The sequence below is a fragment of the Candidatus Limnocylindrales bacterium genome (assembly GCA_035626395.1).
Taxonomy (GTDB): domain Bacteria; phylum Desulfobacterota; class Binatia; order UBA1149; family CAITLU01; genus DASPNH01.
In genome coordinates this window covers 1-15,847 of the sequence record DASPNR010000028.1, presented here as the reverse complement: position 1 = coordinate 15,847, position 15,847 = coordinate 1, and the positions used below count along the sequence as shown (strand labels likewise).

Annotated in this window: 14 protein-coding genes and 1 tRNA gene; all 15 read left to right on the top strand. The window is 65.7% G+C overall.

The genetic code is table 11. From position 1 onward, the window contains the following. A partial coding sequence (gene tuf / locus VEC57_09480; protein ID HYB99344.1) for an elongation factor Tu occupies positions 1-226 on the top strand: 226 nt, incomplete at its 5' end. A 32-nt stretch (positions 227-258) separates the two neighbouring features. After that, entirely contained in the window at positions 259-411 is a 153-nt protein-coding gene (gene rpmG, locus VEC57_09475) for a 50S ribosomal protein L33 (GenBank protein HYB99343.1), read from the top strand. Between the two features lie 19 nt (positions 412-430). Beyond that, positions 431-507, top strand: a tRNA-Trp gene (locus VEC57_09470). Positions 508-558: 51 nt separating this feature from the next. Further along, the gene (gene secE / locus VEC57_09465; protein HYB99342.1) at positions 559-852 is read left to right on the top strand and encodes a preprotein translocase subunit SecE; all 294 of its coding nucleotides are present in this window, start codon (positions 559-561) and stop codon (positions 850-852) included. A gap of 8 nt (positions 853-860) precedes the next feature. After that, positions 861-1,415, top strand: a complete 555-nt coding sequence (gene nusG / locus VEC57_09460; GenBank protein ID HYB99341.1) for a transcription termination/antitermination protein NusG — start codon at positions 861-863, stop codon at positions 1,413-1,415. Between the two features lie 12 nt (positions 1,416-1,427). Further along, positions 1,428-1,853: a 50S ribosomal protein L11 gene (rplK, locus tag VEC57_09455; GenBank protein HYB99340.1), complete on the top strand. Its 426-nt coding sequence runs from the start codon at positions 1,428-1,430 to the stop codon at positions 1,851-1,853. Between the two features lie 31 nt (positions 1,854-1,884). Further along, positions 1,885-2,586, top strand: coding sequence for a 50S ribosomal protein L1 (gene rplA / locus VEC57_09450; protein ID HYB99339.1), 702 nt, complete (start codon positions 1,885-1,887; stop codon positions 2,584-2,586). A 29-nt stretch (positions 2,587-2,615) separates the two neighbouring features. Then, the gene (rplJ, locus tag VEC57_09445) at positions 2,616-3,149 is read left to right on the top strand and encodes a 50S ribosomal protein L10 (GenBank protein ID HYB99338.1); all 534 of its coding nucleotides are present in this window, start codon (positions 2,616-2,618) and stop codon (positions 3,147-3,149) included. A gap of 111 nt (positions 3,150-3,260) precedes the next feature. Continuing rightward, on the top strand, positions 3,261-3,656 hold the full coding sequence (rplL, locus tag VEC57_09440; GenBank protein HYB99337.1) for a 50S ribosomal protein L7/L12: 396 nt from the start codon (positions 3,261-3,263) through the stop codon (positions 3,654-3,656). Positions 3,657-3,882: 226 nt separating this feature from the next. Continuing rightward, positions 3,883-8,007 carry a DNA-directed RNA polymerase subunit beta gene (gene rpoB / locus VEC57_09435; GenBank protein HYB99336.1) on the top strand — a complete coding sequence of 1,375 codons (4,125 nt, stop codon included), beginning with the start codon at positions 3,883-3,885 and terminating at the stop codon, positions 8,005-8,007. After that, entirely contained in the window at positions 8,007-12,158 is a 4,152-nt protein-coding gene (gene rpoC, locus VEC57_09430; protein ID HYB99335.1) for a DNA-directed RNA polymerase subunit beta', read from the top strand. The genes rpoB and rpoC overlap by 1 nt, the downstream gene beginning before the upstream one ends. Positions 12,159-12,678: 520 nt before the next feature. Then, positions 12,679-13,050: a 30S ribosomal protein S12 gene (gene rpsL / locus VEC57_09425; GenBank protein ID HYB99334.1), complete on the top strand. Its 372-nt coding sequence runs from the start codon at positions 12,679-12,681 to the stop codon at positions 13,048-13,050. Between the two features lie 25 nt (positions 13,051-13,075). Further along, the gene (gene rpsG / locus VEC57_09420) at positions 13,076-13,546 is read left to right on the top strand and encodes a 30S ribosomal protein S7 (GenBank protein HYB99333.1); all 471 of its coding nucleotides are present in this window, start codon (positions 13,076-13,078) and stop codon (positions 13,544-13,546) included. A 44-nt stretch (positions 13,547-13,590) separates the two neighbouring features. Continuing rightward, a complete protein-coding gene (fusA, locus tag VEC57_09415) occupies positions 13,591-15,675 on the top strand; it encodes an elongation factor G (GenBank protein ID HYB99332.1) in 2,085 nt (694 codons plus the stop codon). A gap of 34 nt (positions 15,676-15,709) precedes the next feature. After that, positions 15,710-15,847, top strand: a 138-nt coding sequence (locus VEC57_09410) for a GTP-binding protein (protein ID HYB99331.1), incomplete at its 3' end; no start/stop codon positions are given.

Genomic DNA, 15,847 nt, shown 5'->3' with positions numbered 1-15,847 from the left:
CACGCCGTTCTTCAACGGCTACCGGCCCCAGTTCTACTTCCGCACCACCGACGTCACGGGCGTATGCACGCTGCCCGAGGGCACCGAGATGGTGATGCCGGGTGACACCATCAACATCGCGGTCAACCTGATCACGCCCATCGCCATGGATGAGGGCCTGCGCTTCGCCATCCGCGAAGGCGGCCGCACCGTGGGTGCCGGCGTGGTCGTGAAGATCACCGAGTAGGGCGCCGCGATAGCAACGAGAGAGAGACGATCATGCGAGACCAAATCGTCCTGGCCTGTGAGACCTGTAAGCGCAAGAACTACCGGGCCAGCCGCAACAAGAAGCTTTCGACCGAGAAGCTCGCGCGCAAGAAGTTCTGCCCCGCTTGCCGGGTGCACACGCTCCACAAGGAGGGCAAGGTCTGACGAGGCGATGCGGGACCGAGGGTCAGTAGCTCTAATTGGTAGAGCATCGGACTCCAAATCCGAGGGTTCCAGGTTCGAATCCTGGCTGACCCGCCATCTCTCTCCGAGGGTCGAATGCACATGAAATCGCGCGGCGCAGACAGTGCAGTGAGCGGCGAGGCTACGGGCTCGCGCGTGGCCAAGGGCGGCGACGCCGCGGGCACGAACAAGGCGGCCACGACCAGCAAGGGCGGCGTTCCGGCGGCCTCGGGCCCCGGCAAGTTCCAGCAGGCTCGCGACTTCGTCAACGAGGCGATCGCGGAGCTGAAGCGCGTCTACTGGCCGTCGCGCAAGGAGACGATGGCGTTCACCTGGGTCGTGCTCGTCGTCGTGGCCTTCGTGTCGCTTTATCTCGGCATGATCGACTATCTGATCTCGCTCGCCATGCGGCTCGTGTTCTGAGGATGGCCATGCCGGAAGCAGTTGCCGAGAAGCAGGAGAAGCAGTGGTACGTGGTGCACACGTACTCCGGCTACGAGCAGAGCGTGAAGCGTCAGCTCGAGGAGCGCATCCACGCCTTCGGGCAGGAGGACAAGTTCGGCGACATCCTGGTGCCGTCCGAACAGGTCGTCGAGCTGGTCAAGGGCAAGAAGCGCACGGCCACGCGCAACCTCTTTCCTGGCTACGTGCTCGTGCAGATGGAGCTGAACAACGAGACCTGGCACGTGGTCACGAGCACGCCCAAGGTCACGGGGTTCGTCGGCGGCGCGACCAATCCCCCGCCGGTTCCCGAGGAAGAGGTCGGGAAGATGCGGGCGCAGCTGCAGGAAGGAGCGGCGCGGCCCAAGGCCAAGGTTTCTTTCGAGGTCGGAGAGCAGGTCAAGGTCATCGACGGACCGTTCGCGGACTTCAGCGGCGTCGTCGAGGAAATCCGTCCCGAGAAAGGGACACTCAAAGTCGCGATCTCCATCTTCGGACGCAGCACGTCCGTGGAGATGGAGCTCGTCCAAGTCGAGAAGATGTAGGCGGCAAGGGAAATGGCGAAGAAGGTCGTCGATCAGGTCAAGCTTCAGATTCCGTCCGGCAAGGCCAACCCGAGCCCGCCCGTGGGCCCGGCGCTCGGTCAGCGCGGCGTGAACATCATGGAATTCTGCAAGGCGTTCAATGCCGCCACGCAGGCCATGGGCGACGTCATCGTGCCGGTGATCATCACCGTGTACTCCGACCGCTCGTTCACGTTCGTCACCAAGACTCCTCCTGCATCGATGCTGCTGATGAAGGCGGCGGGGCTGCAGAAGGGGTCGGCCGAGCCCAACAAGAACAAGGTCGGCAGGGTCACCAAGAGCCAGGTGCGGCAGATTGCCGAGCAGAAGCTGGCCGATCTCAATGCCAACGACGTGGACGCCGCGGTCAAGATCATCGAAGGCACCGCCCGCAGCATGGGCATCACGGTCGAGGGCTGAGGCCGGCGGCGCCGGCGAGAGGATCACGCAGATGAAGCGAGGAAAGCGCTACAGGAAAGCGGCCGAGGCCGTCACGGCCGACAAGCTGTACACGATCGAGGAGGCCTTCAGGCTGGTGGCGGCCGGCTCGGGCGCCAAGTTCGACGAGACCGTCGAGCTGGCCATGCGACTGGGCGTGGACCCGCGCCACGCCGACCAGAACGTGCGCGGCACGGTCTCCCTGCCGCACGGCACCGGCAAGACCGTGCGTGTGGCCGTATTCGCCAAGGGCGAGAAGGCCAAGGAAGCCGAGGAGGCGGGCGCCGACTTCGTGGGAGCCGATGACCTGGTCAACAAGATCCGCGACGAAGGCTGGACCGACTTCGACCGCGCCGTGGCCACGCCCGACATGATGGGTGCCGTCGGCCGCATCGGAAAGATTCTCGGCCCGCGCGGCCTGATGCCGAATCCCAAGGTCGGCACGGTGACCATGGACGTCGGGCGCGTGGTGCGCGAGCTCAAGGCCGGTCAGGTCGAGTTCCGCGTCGAAAAGGCGGGCATCGTGCAGGTCGGCGTCGGCAAGGTCTCCTTCGGGGCCGAGAGGCTGCTCGAGAATGCTCGCGCGGTCATCGCCAACGTCATCCGTGCCAAGCCGGCCAGCGCCAAGGGCCAGTACGTTCGCAGCGCCGCCGTCTCCTCGACGATGGGACCGGGCATCGCGCTGGACACCAACGAGTTCAAGACCGCCGGCTGATCGTCGAGAGCAAAGAAGAGGAAGGGGTCATGAATCAGTCAGAGAAGGCGGTCGTCATCGAGGATCTGGCGGGCAAGTTCACGAAGGCGCCGATCGTGGTGCTTTCGCAGTACCGCAAGATGACGGTGGCGCAGATGACCGAGCTTCGGCACGAGCTGCGCAAGGTCGAGGGCGAGCTTCTGGTCGCGAAGAACACGCTGACCTGGCGTGCGGTCATGGACACGCCGAACAAGGTCATCGAGCCGTTGCTGTCCGGGCCCACCGTGTTCGCGTTCGGCTACGGCGATCCGGCGGCGTTCGCCAAGGCCATCGACACCTACGCGGACAAGAGCGAGGTCCTCGAGCTCAAGGGCGCCGTGATGGATGGCGTCCTGCTGGATCGCAAGCAGATCGCGCAGCTCGCCAAGATGCCGAGCCGCGATCAGCTGCGCGCTCAGCTTCTGGCGATGATGATGACTCCGGCCACCCAGCTGGTGCGCGTGCTGTCGGCTCCGGCCCAGCAGCTCGCCAATGTGCTGGATGCCCGACGCAGACAGTTGGAAGAGGGAGGAGGCGCGGCCTGAGCGACCGGGTCGCCCGGCGTCGCGGCCGGGCGCGTCCATACGCGGCTGCGCACTAGTTTTTGTTTTCGGCAACGACGACGAAGGTCGTGATTAGCAGGAGGAACCCAAGAAATGGCTCTCAGCACTGAAGACAGGTCCAGCATCGTCGAGAAGCTCTCGGCGGCCACCGTTCTGGAGATCGCCGAGCTCGTCAAGGAGCTCGAGGAGAAGTGGGGCGTCAGCGCCGCGGCTCCGGTTGCGGTCGCGGCGGCTGCGGGCGCCGGCGGAGCGGCTGCGGCTGCTCCCGAGGCGGCCAAGGAAGAGTTCGACGTCATCCTGACGGCGGCCGGCGAGAAGAAGATCCAGGTGATCAAGGTGGTCCGCGAGATCACCAGCCTGGGCCTGAAGGAAGCCAAGGACCTGGTCGAGGGCGCGCCCAAGGCGGTCAAGGAAGGCGTGCCGAAGGCGGACGCAGACGCGATCAAGGCCAAGCTCGAGGCCGAGGGCGCGACCGTCGAGATCAAGTAGCCGCGCTTGTTGCGCGTTACGTCGAGGAGCGCGGGCACGGGTATGTCCGCGGCCGACGCCGCCGGAGGAACCGGAGGGTCTGCCGCAGACACACCCGTGCCCGCGCTATTGGCGTTTCGCGGGTGTGCGAACGGTTGAGCGAAGCGATCGTATTGCCGGAGTGATTGCTCCGGCGTGAACGGCAAGGCGGACCTTCGATGGTTCGCGAGAGGTAAGAATGGCGCGTGTGACGCACAATTTCCGGCTCAGGCGGAATTTCGGAAAGCTTCGCAGGGTCCTGGACGTCCCCAATCTGATCGACATCCAGCGGCGCTCCTACGAGGCCTTCCTGCAGGCGGAGGCACATCCAGAGCAGCGCTCGAACACCGGGCTCCAGGGCGTGTTCAAGTCGGTGTTCCCGATCAAGGACTTCACCGGCACCGCTCAGCTGGACTTTGTCAGCTACGCCATCGGCGATCCGAAGTACGACGTGGCCGAGTGCCATCAGCGGGGGATGACCTACTCGGCGCCGCTCAAGGTCACGGTGCAGCTGGTGACGTGGGACGTCGACCCCGACACCAGCGCCAAGACGCTCAAGGACATCAAGGAGCAGGAGGTGTACTTCGGCGAGCTTCCGCTGATGACCGAGAACGGCACGTTCATGGTCAACGGCACGGAGCGCGTCATCGTCTCGCAGCTCCACCGCTCCCCCGGCGTCTTCTTCGACCACGACAAGGGCCGCACCAGCGCCGGCGGGCGCCTGCTGTTCAACGCGCGCATCATCCCGTACCGCGGCTCCTGGCTCGACTTCGAGTTCGACGCCAAGGACATCCTGTACGTGCGCATCGACCGCCGCAGGAAGTTCCCTGCCACGGTGCTGCTGCGCGCTCTCGGGATGACGACCGAGGAGCTGCTCAACTACTTCTATCCGGTCGACCACATCCGCATCGACGGCCGCAAGGCGTTCAAGAAGTTCAAGCGCGAGACGCTCGAGGGCCAGAAGGCGGGACGCGACATCCGTCATCCGCACTCCGACGAGATCCTGGTGCGCGAGGGCCGCAAGTTCACGCGCAAGGCGCTGCGCGACATGGCGGAGGCGGGCATCGACGAGATTCCGATCTCCTTCGACGAGATCATCGGCGGCATTCCCGCCCACGACATCGTCGACCCCGGCACGGGCGAAGTGATCGTCGAGGTGAACGGCACCATCAAGGCCGAGCAGTTCGACATCATGCGCGATCGCGGCATCAACGAGTTCCACCTCATCTACATCGATGAGCTCAACCGCGGGCCGTCGCTGCGTAACACGCTGCTGCTCGACAAGATCGAGCGCAGCGAGGACGCCATCGTCGACATCTACCGGCGTCTGCGTCCGGGTGATCCTCCCACCCTGGACACGGCCACCGCGTTCTTCAACGACCTGTTCTTCAACGCCGACAAGTACGACCTGTCGCCGGTCGGCCGCCTCAAGCTCAACCACAAGCTCGGGATCGACGTTCCGCTGGAACAGGGAACGCTGCGCCGCGAGGACATCCTGCGCGTGGTCAACTACCTGATCCTTCTGAAGAACGGCATCGGGTCGATCGACGACATCGACCACCTCGGCAACCGTCGCGTGCGCACCGTCGGCGAGCTGGTGGAGAACCAGTACCGCATCGGCCTGCTGAGAATGGAGCGTGCGATCCGCGAGCGCATGAGCCTGCAGGATCTGGAGACGCTGATGCCGCAGGAGCTGATCAACTACAAGCCGGTCAGCGCGGTCATCAAGGAGTTCTTCGGAAGCAGCCAGCTCTCGCAGTTCATGGACCAGACCAATCCGCTCTCGGAGGTCACGCACAAGCGGCGCCTCTCCGCTCTCGGACCGGGCGGTCTGACGCGCGAGCGCGCCGGCTTCGACGTGCGCGACGTGCATCCGACGCACTACGGCCGCGTCTGCCCGATCGAGACGCCGGAAGGCCCGAACATCGGCCTGATCAGCAGTCTGTCCACGTTCGCGCGCATCAACGAGTTCGGATTCGTCGAGACGCCCTACCGCAAGGTCGTCAGCGGAACCGTGACCGACAACGTCGACTACCTGACGGCACTGGCCGAGGAGGCCGAGGTCATCGCGCAGGCGAACGCGCCGATCGACGACAGCAACAGCTACACCAACGATCTGGTGGCCGCGCGAAAGAAAGGCATCTCGCCGCAGGGCGAGCAGACCATGGATTCGACCATGGTGCCGCCCGATCAGATCACGATGATGGACGTGTCGCCGAACCAGCTGGTGTCGGTGGCCGCCGCGCTCATCCCGTTCCTCGAGCACGACGACGCCAACCGAGCGCTGATGGGCTCGAACATGCAGAGGCAGGCCGTGCCGCTGCTGCGCACGGACGCGCCGCTGGTGGGCACCGGCATGGAGAGCATCGTCGCGCGCGATTCGGGTGTGACCTGCGTTGCCCGGCGCCCTGGCGCCATCGAAAGCGTCGATTCGGAGCGCATCGTGGTCAAGGCCGACCGCGCCGCCGGCCCGCACGACCCGGGCGTCGACATCTACAACCTGACCAAGTACCAGCGCTCCAACCAGAACACCTGCATCAATCAGAAGCCGATCGTGCTGGTGGGCGAGCGCGTGGATGCCGGCGACGTGATCGCCGACGGGCCGTCGACCGAGTGCGGAGACCTGGCGCTCGGCCGCAACGTGGTCGTCGCGTTCATGCCGTGGAACGGCTACAACTTCGAAGACTCCATCCTGGTCTCCGAGCGCCTCGTCAAGGAAGACTACTTCACCTCGGTGCACATCGAGGAGTTCGAGTGCGTCGCCCGCGACACCAAGCTCGGGCCCGAGGAAATCACCCGCGACATCCCGAACGTCGGCGAGGAGGCGCTGAAGGACCTCGACGAGGCGGGCATCATCCGCATCGGCGCCGAAGTCGGGCCCGGAGACATCCTGGTCGGCAAGATCACGCCCAAGGGCGAGACGCAGCTGTCTCCGGAAGAGAAGCTGCTGCGCGCGATCTTCGGCGAGAAGGCCGGGGAGGTGCGCGACACGTCTCTGCGCATGCCTCCGGGCACCGAAGGCACCGTCATCGACGCGCGCGTCTTCTCGCGCAAGGGCGTGGCCAAGGACGAGCGGGCCACGCGCATCGACGAGGAGCAGCGCCGCAAGCTCGAGAAGGACCGCGGCGACGAGCTTCGCATCATCCGCACCAACGCCATCAGCTCGATCCTGGAGCTGCTCGGCGACCGTCCGACGCAGACGCGCCTGACCGACGACACGCGCAATGTACTGCTGGCCAAGGACGCGGTCGTCGATCGCGAGACGCTGGTCAAGATTCCGTCGGCCTACTGGGCCGAGATCAAGGTCGGTGACGAGAAGGCCGAGGAGGAGCTGGCGCGCATCGTCGATGCCATGAACTCCAAGAGTCACGCCATCAACGCGCAGTTTGACGCCAAGATCGAGCGCCTGAGCGCAGGCGACGAGCTGGCGCCGGGCGTGATCAAGATGGTGAAGGTCTTCGTGGCCATCAAGCGCCGCCTGCAGGTGGGCGACAAGATGGCCGGCCGCCACGGCAACAAGGGCGTGGTCTCCAAGATCGTTCCCGAAGAGGACATGCCGTTCCTCGAGGACGGAACGCCCGTCGAGATCTGCCTGAACCCGCTCGGCGTGCCGTCGCGAATGAACGTGGGCCAGATCCTGGAGACGCACCTTGGCTGGGCAGCCAAGCGCCTGGGCGCGATCATGTGGGACCTGGCGCAGAAGAACGACTTCGATGCGCTTCGCGAGCGCATGCGGCGCTCGTACGAAGGCGCCGGCGTCTCGTCGTTCGTCGACGGCCTGGACGAGCACGACCTGCGCGTCCTGGCCGAGAAGGCACGGCGCGGCATCCACATCTCGACGCCGGTGTTCGACGGCGCCAGTGAAGAGGAGATCTTCGGCCTGATCGAGCTGGCCAATCTGCCCGAGTCGGGACAGGCCTACCTGCGCGACGGCAAGACCGGAGACCGCTTCGACATGCCTGTCACGGTCGGCGTCATGTACATGCTCAAGCTCCACCACCTGGTGGACGACAAGATCCACGCGCGCTCCACCGGTCCATACTCGCTGGTGACGCAGCAGCCTCTGGGCGGCAAGGCCCAGTTCGGCGGCCAGCGTCTCGGCGAAATGGAAGTGTGGGCGCTCGAAGCCTACGGTGCCGCGTACACCCTCCAGGAAATGCTCACGGTGAAGTCGGACGACGTTGCCGGCCGCACCCGAATGTACGAGGCGATCGTCAAGAACGAGAACACGCTCGAGCCGGGGCTGCCCGAGTCGTTCAACGTCATGGTGAAAGAGCTCCAGTCCCTGGCCCTCGACGTGCAGCTCGTCGAAGGCCAGGAGGAGGCCGCTTGATGGAGAATCTGCTCACTCAGCTTTTCGACAAACCCAAGGACCCGCGCAGCTTCACCGCCATCCGCATCGGCATCGCGTCGCCGGACGTGATCCGCTCCTGGTCCCACGGCGAGGTGAAGAAGCCCGAGACGATCAACTACAGGACGTTCAAGCCCGAGCGCGACGGTCTTTTCTGCGCCAAGATCTTCGGTCCGACCAAGGACTACGAGTGCAACTGCGGCAAGTACAAGCGCATGCGGCACCGTGGCGTGGTCTGCGAGAAGTGCGGCGTGGAGGTCATCCAGTCCAAGGTGCGCCGCGAGCGCATGGGCCACATCGAGCTGGCCACGCCGATCGCGCACATCTGGTTCACCAAGAGCCTGCCCAGCCGCATCGGCACGCTGGTCGACCTGACGCTCAAGCAGCTCGAGAAGGTGCTCTACTACGAGAGCTACATCGTGGTGGATCCGCTGGACACCGATCTCGAGCAGAACCAGCTCCTGTCGGAGATGGAGTACCGCCAGAAGGTCGTCGAGCACGGCCCGGGCAGCTTCATCGCGGGCATGGGCGGGGAGGCGATCCGCAAGGTCCTGACCTCCATCGACATCGAGGACCTGGCCGAGGACCTGCGCCAGCAGCTTTCGGAGACCAGCAGCGAGGCCAAGCGCAAGAAGCTGGTCAAGCGCCTCAAGGTCGTGCAGGCCTTCCAGCACTCCCGCAGCCAGCCGGGCTGGATGGTGCTCGAGGTGATCCCGGTCATTCCGCCCGACCTGCGGCCGCTGGTTCCGCTGGACGGCGGACGCTTCGCGACCTCGGACCTGAACGACCTGTATCGCCGCGTCATCAACCGCAACAACCGCCTCAAGCGGCTGATCGAGCTCAATGCGCCCGACATCATCGTGCGCAACGAGAAGCGCATGCTGCAGGAGGCGGTCGACGCGCTGTTCGACAACGGCCGGCGCGGCCGTCCGATCACGGGCGCGAACAAGCGGCCGCTCAAGTCCCTGTCCGACATGCTCAAGGGCAAGACGGGCCGCTTCCGTCAGAACCTGCTCGGCAAGCGCGTCGACTACTCGGGCCGCTCGGTGATCGTGGTGGGCCCCGAGCTTCGCCTGCACCAGTGCGGCCTTCCCAAGAAGATGGCTCTGGAGCTGTTCAAGCCGTTCATCTACGGCAAGCTCGAGGAGCGCGGCCTGGTCACGACCATCAAGTCGGCCAAGAAGATGGTCGAGAAGGAGCGTCCCGAGGTCTGGGACATCCTGGACGAGGTCATCCGCGAGCATCCGGTGATGCTCAACCGCGCGCCCACGCTGCACCGCCTCGGCATCCAGGCCTTCGAGCCGGTGCTGATCGAGGGCAAGGCGATCCAGCTCCATCCGCTGGTGTGCGCGGCCTTCAACGCCGACTTCGACGGCGACCAGATGGCGGTGCACGTGCCGCTGTCGGTTGAGGCGCAGGTCGAGGCGCGCGTGCTCATGATGTCGACCAACAACATCCTGAGCCCGGCGCACGGCAAGCCCATCATCGTGCCGACGCAGGACATCGTGCTCGGCCTCTACTACATGACGCGCCAGCGGCCGGGCGCGCTCGGCGAAGGCAAGATCTTCGCGAATTTCGACGAGGTGCGCGTGGCGTACGACCAGGGAGCCGTGCATCTTCATGCGGCGGTCAAGGTCCGCCACAACGGCAAGCTCGTCGACACCACCGTCGGCCGCGTTCTGGTCTACGAGATCGTGCCGAAGGAAGTCGACTTCAAGCACGTCAACCTGACGCTCAACAAGCGCGTGCTCGGTGACCTCGTCGACATCACCTACCGCAACTGCGGCAACAAGCACTGCGTGATCCTGGCCGATCGTCTCAAGGACCTCGGCTATTCGATGGCCACCAAGGCCGGCGTCTCCATCGGCATCAAGGATCTGAAGATCCCGCAGGGTAAGACCCGGCTGCTGGACGAGGCCGGCGATGCCGTGCGCGAGATCCAGAAGCAGTACGAGGCCGGCTTCATCACCAACGGCGAGCGCTACAACAAGGTCGTCGACATCTGGGCCAACGTCACCGACCGCATCGCCGACGAGATGATGCGGGTGATGGCCACCGAAACCATCTCCATCGAGGGCGGTGGCAACGGCGGCGGCAGCCGCGAGGTCGTCAGCTTCAACCCCGTCTACATGATGGCCGACTCGGGAGCCCGCGGCAGCGCGCAGCAGATCCGTCAGCTGGCGGGCATGCGAGGCCTGATGGCCAAGCCGTCCGGCGAGATCATCGAGACGCCCATCACGGCCAACTTCCGTGAAGGCCTGACCGTGCTGCAGTACTTCATCTCCACGCACGGTGCCCGAAAGGGTCTGGCCGACACGGCCTTGAAGACGGCCAACTCGGGCTACCTGACGCGCCGTCTGGTCGACGTCGCGCAGGATGCGGTGATCACCGAGCACGACTGCGGAGCGCTGGACGGCATTGACATCACGCCGCTGATCGAAGGCGGCGAGATCATCGAGCGCCTCGGCGACCGCATCCTCGGACGCGTGGCCCTCGAAGACATCGTCGATCCGTTCACCAACGACGTACTGGTCCCCGCCAATCGCGAGATCGACGAGGGCCTGGTCGAGGTGGTGGAGAACGCCGGCGTCGAGCGGGTCAAGATCCGGTCCGTGCTGACGTGTCAGGCCCGCCGCGGCGTGTGCGCGCTGTGCTACGGCCGCGACCTGGCGCGCGGGCATCTGGTCGGCGTGGGCGAGGCCATCGGCGTGATCGCCGCGCAGTCCATCGGCGAGCCGGGAACGCAGCTGACGATGCGGACCTTCCACATCGGCGGCACGGCCTCGCGGCGAGCCGAGCAGACCACGCTCGAGCCGCGCAACGACGGCGTCATCAAGTTCAACAACGTCGAGTTCGTGGTCGACCGCGAGAGCAACCTGGTCGTCATGAACCGCAACGCGGAAGTGTCGATCGTCGAGGTTCTCGAGGAAGGCCAGCACCGCGAGCGCGAGCGCTATCCGCTCGTGCACGGCGCGCGCCTTCGCAAGCGCGACGGCGAGCGCGTCAAGGCCGGCGAGCTGGTGGCCGAGTGGGATCCGTTCATGACGCCGATCATCACGGAAGTCGGCGGAACCGCGCACTTCGAGGACATCGTCGACGGCGAGACGATGGAGGAGCGCGTCGATCCGAACACGGGCCTCGCGACCAAGGTCATCACGGCCTCCAAGCAGGCCAAGGACCGCCGCCCGGCCATCGTCATCCGCGACGCCACCGGCAAGCCGATGACGCGTCCGCGCGGCGGCGATGCTCGCTACGCACTGCCCGAGGGCGCCTACCTCAACGTCGAGGAAGGACACGAGACGACGCCGGGCGACGTGGTCGCGAAGATTCCGCGAGAGACCACCAAGACCAAGGACATCACCGGCGGTCTGCCGCGCGTGGCCGAGCTGTTCGAGGCACGGCGTCCGAAGGAAGTGGCCGCCATCAGCGACATCGACGGCGTGGTCAGCTTCGGCAAGGACACCAAGGGCAAGCGCAAGATCATCGTCACGCCCGAGGTCGGTGAGCCGCGCGAGTACCTGATCGGCAAGGGCAAGCACATCCTGGTGCAGGAAGGCGACTACATCCGCGCCGGACAGCAGCTCCACGCCGGGTCCTCCAACCCGCACGACATTCTCACCGTCAAGGGCGAGAAGGAGCTGGCGGCCTACCTCGTCGACGAGGTGCAGGAGATCTACCGTCTCCAGGGCGTCCGCATCAACGACAAGCACATCGAGGTGATCGTGCGCCAGATGCTGCGCCGCGTTCGAATCCGCGATGCGGGCGACTCGGGGCTGCTGGTCGGCGATCAGATCGAGAAGTGGCGTTTCGAGGAGACGAACCGCGCGCTCTTCGATGCGGGCAAGCGGCCGGCTATCGCCGAGCCGATGCTGCTCGGCATCACCAAGGCCAGCCTGGCCACCGAGAGCTTCATCTCGGCGGCATCGTTCCAGGAGACGACCAAGGTGCTGACGGAGGCCTCGGTCAACGGCTGGACCGACCATCTGCGCGGGCTCAAGGAGAACGTGATCATGGGCCGGCTCATTCCTGCCGGAACGGGCGTGGCCACCTACACCAGCGTCGAGATCGACGTGCCGGGAGTGGGCGAGAAGGCAGAGGACGACCTTACCCAGGCCTTGCACCTGGGCATGTAATTGACCGCCGGGCTGCTGGTTGCCGGCGGGTTGGAACGACAGCGGGCGGGGCCGGGGTCATGTCCACGGCGGATCCACGGGGGGAACCCGACGGTCCGCCGCAGAGACGGCCCCGGCCCGCTCGGGACGCCCCGCGGGCGCGGCTCGGACGATTCGTCAGGGGTGAGTCGGGACGGAGTGCGGGAGGAGCGGATGACTGCCCGGTCCAGCAGCCCTCAATGAGATGCGGCAGGCCGGCTGGGGCCAGAGGTGACAAAAGTGAGTGGATGGGGCGGCGGTTCGGCGCAGGGGCGCGCCGGCCGGCGGGCGGGTTTGGAAAGGTAGGCGAATTTAAAAACGAAATGCGGTGCGTCGCGGACGTTTGACGTCTCTGCGGGGCAAACGTAGTTTCCCGGGTTCTTTGGATCGGGCGGGGCGTCATTCGGCGCCCGCACGGAGTGCCGCCGGGGTGTCCGCAACGAGGCATCCTAGGCAACCGTGCAGACGTGACCGGACCAATTAGGCCATTAAGGAGTTCCGAGTGCCGACGATCAACCAGCTTGTCCGCAAGGGCAGGCAAAAGATTGCCATGAAGACTGCCGCGCCCGCGCTCGACAAGTCGCCGCAGCGCCGGGGCGTCTGCACGCGCGTCTATACGTCCACACCTAAAAAGCCGAATTCGGCTCTACGCAAGGTGGCGCGTGTGCGTTTGACCAATGGCATCGAGGTGACCGCCTACATTCCTGGCGTGGGCCACAACCTGCAGGAGCACTCGGTCGTCCTGATCCGCGGCGGCCGCGTCAAGGACCTGCCCGGAGTCCGCTACCACATCGTTCGCGGGACCCTGGATTCGGTCGGCGTCACCGACCGCCGCCAGGGCCGTTCCAAGTACGGCGCCAAGCGCCCCAAGTAGTGCGATAGGCATTCGGTAAGAGACGATGTCGCGAAAAGGACCTGCCAAGAAGCGCGAGCTGCTGCCCGATCCGCTCTATCACGAGAAGGTCGTCACGCAGTTCATCAATTCCATGCAGATGGCCGGCAAGAAGAGCACCGCCGAGGCCATCTTCTACGGCGCCGTCCAGCTCGTCGAAGACCGCACGAAGGAAAGCGGCGTCGAGCTGTTCAAGCGTGCTCTCGACAACATCCGCCCCGCCGTCGAGGTCCGCTCGCGGCGCGTTGGCGGCGCAACCTACCAGGTTCCCGTCGAAGTGCGTGCTTCGCGCCAGACGGCCCTGGCGATCCGCTGGCTCATTTCCAATGCACGCAGCCGGCCCGAGCGCACGATGCGCGATCGGCTCGCCGGCGAACTGATCGATGCCGCCAACAACCGCGGCGGCGCGGTCAAGAAGCGTGAAGACACCCATCGCATGGCCGAGGCCAACAAGGCCTTCGCCCATTACCGCTGGTAACCGGAGGAGCTGCAGAGGCGCATCCGCCCCGGCTGTTGAAGATCATGGCTCGTAAAGTATCCCTCGCCCGCACGCGCAACATCGGCATCATGGCGCATATCGATGCCGGCAAAACCACCACGACCGAGCGCGTCCTGTTCTACACGGGCATCAGCCACAAGCTCGGCGAAGTCCATGACGGCGCGGCCACGATGGACTGGATGGAGCAGGAGCAGGAGCGCGGGATCACGATCACGTCGGCCGCGACGACCTGCTCCTGGCGCGATCACCGCATCAACATCATCGACACGCCCGGCCACGTCGATTTCACGATCGAAGTGGAACGCTCGCTCCGCGTGCTCGACGGCGCCGTTGCCGTCTTCTGCGCGGTCGGCGGCGTGGAGCCGCAGTCGGAGACGGTGTGGCGTCAGGCCGACCGCTACCGCGTGCCGCGCATGGCGTTCATCAACAAGATGGATCGCGTCGGTGCGGACTTCGACAACGTCGTCAGCCAGATCCGCGATCGCCTGCGCGCGCCCGCCGTGCCGGTGCAGATCCCGATCGGCGCCGAGGAGAACTTCACCGGCGTCATCGATCTCCTGCGCATGGAGGCGGTGACCTGGGACGAGCGCGACCTCGGCTGGACGGTCCTGCGCAATCCGGTCCCTGATGACATGAAGGACGCCGCCCAGGCCGCGCGCGAAGCGCTGGTCGAAGCGGTGGCCGACACCGACGAAGCCATCCTCGAGAAGTTCCTCGAGGGCCGCGAGGTCGGCGCCGACGAGCTCATGGCCGCGATCCGCAAGGCCACGATTCAGATGAAGCTGGTGCCGGTGATCTGCGGCTCCGCCTTCAAGAACAAGGGCGTGCAGTCGCTCCTGGACGGCGTCGTCGACTACCTGCCGTCGCCCAACGACATCCCGCCGGTCACCGGCATCGAGCCCGGCCGGCCCGACCACGAGCTGGTGCGCAGGGCCGACGACAACGAGCCGTTCTCGGCGCTGGCGTTCAAGATCATGACCGATCCGTTCGTGGGCACGCTCGTGTTCATGCGCGTGTATTCGGGACAGGCCAAGGTCGGCGACCAGGTCTACAACGTCACGCGCGACAAGAAGGAGCGCGTGGGCCGCCTCCTCAAGATGCACGCCAACCAGCGCGAGGACGTCGAGGAAGTGCTGGCCGGCGACATCGTCGCCTGCGTCGGCATGAAGAGCGCGGTCACCGGCGACACGCTGTGCGATCCCAAGGCCCCGGTGCTGCTCGAGAGCATGACCTTCCCCGAGCCGGTGATCTCGGTGGCCATCGAGCCCAAGACCAAGGCCGATCAGGAGAAGGTTTCGGTCGCCCTCCAGAAGATCGCTCACGAGGATCCGAGCTTCCGCGTCAGCCACGACGACGAGACCGGCCAGACGCTGATCTCGGGCATGGGCGAGCTGCACCTGGAGATCATCGTCGATCGCATGACGCGCGAGTTCAAGGTCGACGCCAACGTCGGCAAGCCGCAGGTCGCGTACCGCGAGACGGTGCGCAAGCAGGTGGACCACAAGCTGCGCTACGCCAAGCAGAGCGGCGGCCGCGGCCAGTTCGCCGAAGTGGCCATCGAGCTGTCGCCGCTGCCTGCGGGCAAGGGCTTCGAGTTCGAGGACGCCATCAAGGGCGGCGCGATCCCCCGCGAGTACATTCCGGCGGTGGAAAAGGGCCTCAAGGACGCGCTGACGGCGGGGCCGCTGGCCGGCTATCCGGTCATCGACTGCAAGGTGCGCCTGTACGACGGCTCCTACCACGAGGTCGATTCGAGCGAGATGGCGTTCAAGATCTGCTCGTCGATGGCGTTCAAGGAGGCCGCTCGCAAGGCATCGCCGGTGCTGCTCGAGCCCATCATGGCCGTCGAGGTCGTGGTGCCCGAAGAGTACATGGGCGACGTCATCGGCGACCTCAACAGCCGCCGCGGCCGCATCCAGAGCATGACCGGACGCGCCGGCGCGCAGGTCGTCGCCGCCCACGTGCCGCTGGCGAACATGTTCGGCTATTCCACCGAGCTGCGCTCGCGCACGCAGGGACGCGCCACCTACACGATGCAATTCGATCACTACGAGCCGGTGCCGAACTCGGTATCGGAGGAGCTGACGGCGCGGGCCGTCGGCGCCTGACCAAAGCCGCACAGAGAACACAGGAGCAAGGGCAATGGCCAAGGAGCAATTCAAGCGCACCAAACCGCACGTCAACGTGGGCACGATCGGCCACGTCGACCACGGCAAGACCACGCTGACGGCGGCGATCACGCTGGTGCAGTCGAAGAAGGGGTTCGGCAGCTACGTGGCC

Bases quoted from the DNA above. Each gene is read 5' to 3' on its own strand.
- rpmG (HYB99343.1), top strand. From the start codon at position 259: ATGCGAGACCAAATCGTCCTGGCCTGTGAGACCTGTAAGCGCAAGAAC.
- nusG (HYB99341.1), top strand. From the start codon at position 861: ATGCCGGAAGCAGTTGCCGAGAAGCAGGAGAAGCAGTGGTACGTGGTG.
- rplK (HYB99340.1), top strand. From the start codon at position 1,428: ATGGCGAAGAAGGTCGTCGATCAGGTCAAGCTTCAGATTCCGTCCGGC.
- rplA (HYB99339.1), top strand. From the start codon at position 1,885: ATGAAGCGAGGAAAGCGCTACAGGAAAGCGGCCGAGGCCGTCACGGCC.
- rplJ (HYB99338.1), top strand. From the start codon at position 2,616: ATGAATCAGTCAGAGAAGGCGGTCGTCATCGAGGATCTGGCGGGCAAG.
- rplL (HYB99337.1), top strand. From the start codon at position 3,261: ATGGCTCTCAGCACTGAAGACAGGTCCAGCATCGTCGAGAAGCTCTCG.
- rpoC (HYB99335.1), top strand. From the start codon at position 8,007: ATGGAGAATCTGCTCACTCAGCTTTTCGACAAACCCAAGGACCCGCGC.
- rpsG (HYB99333.1), top strand. From the start codon at position 13,076: ATGTCGCGAAAAGGACCTGCCAAGAAGCGCGAGCTGCTGCCCGATCCG.
- fusA (HYB99332.1), top strand. From the start codon at position 13,591: ATGGCTCGTAAAGTATCCCTCGCCCGCACGCGCAACATCGGCATCATG.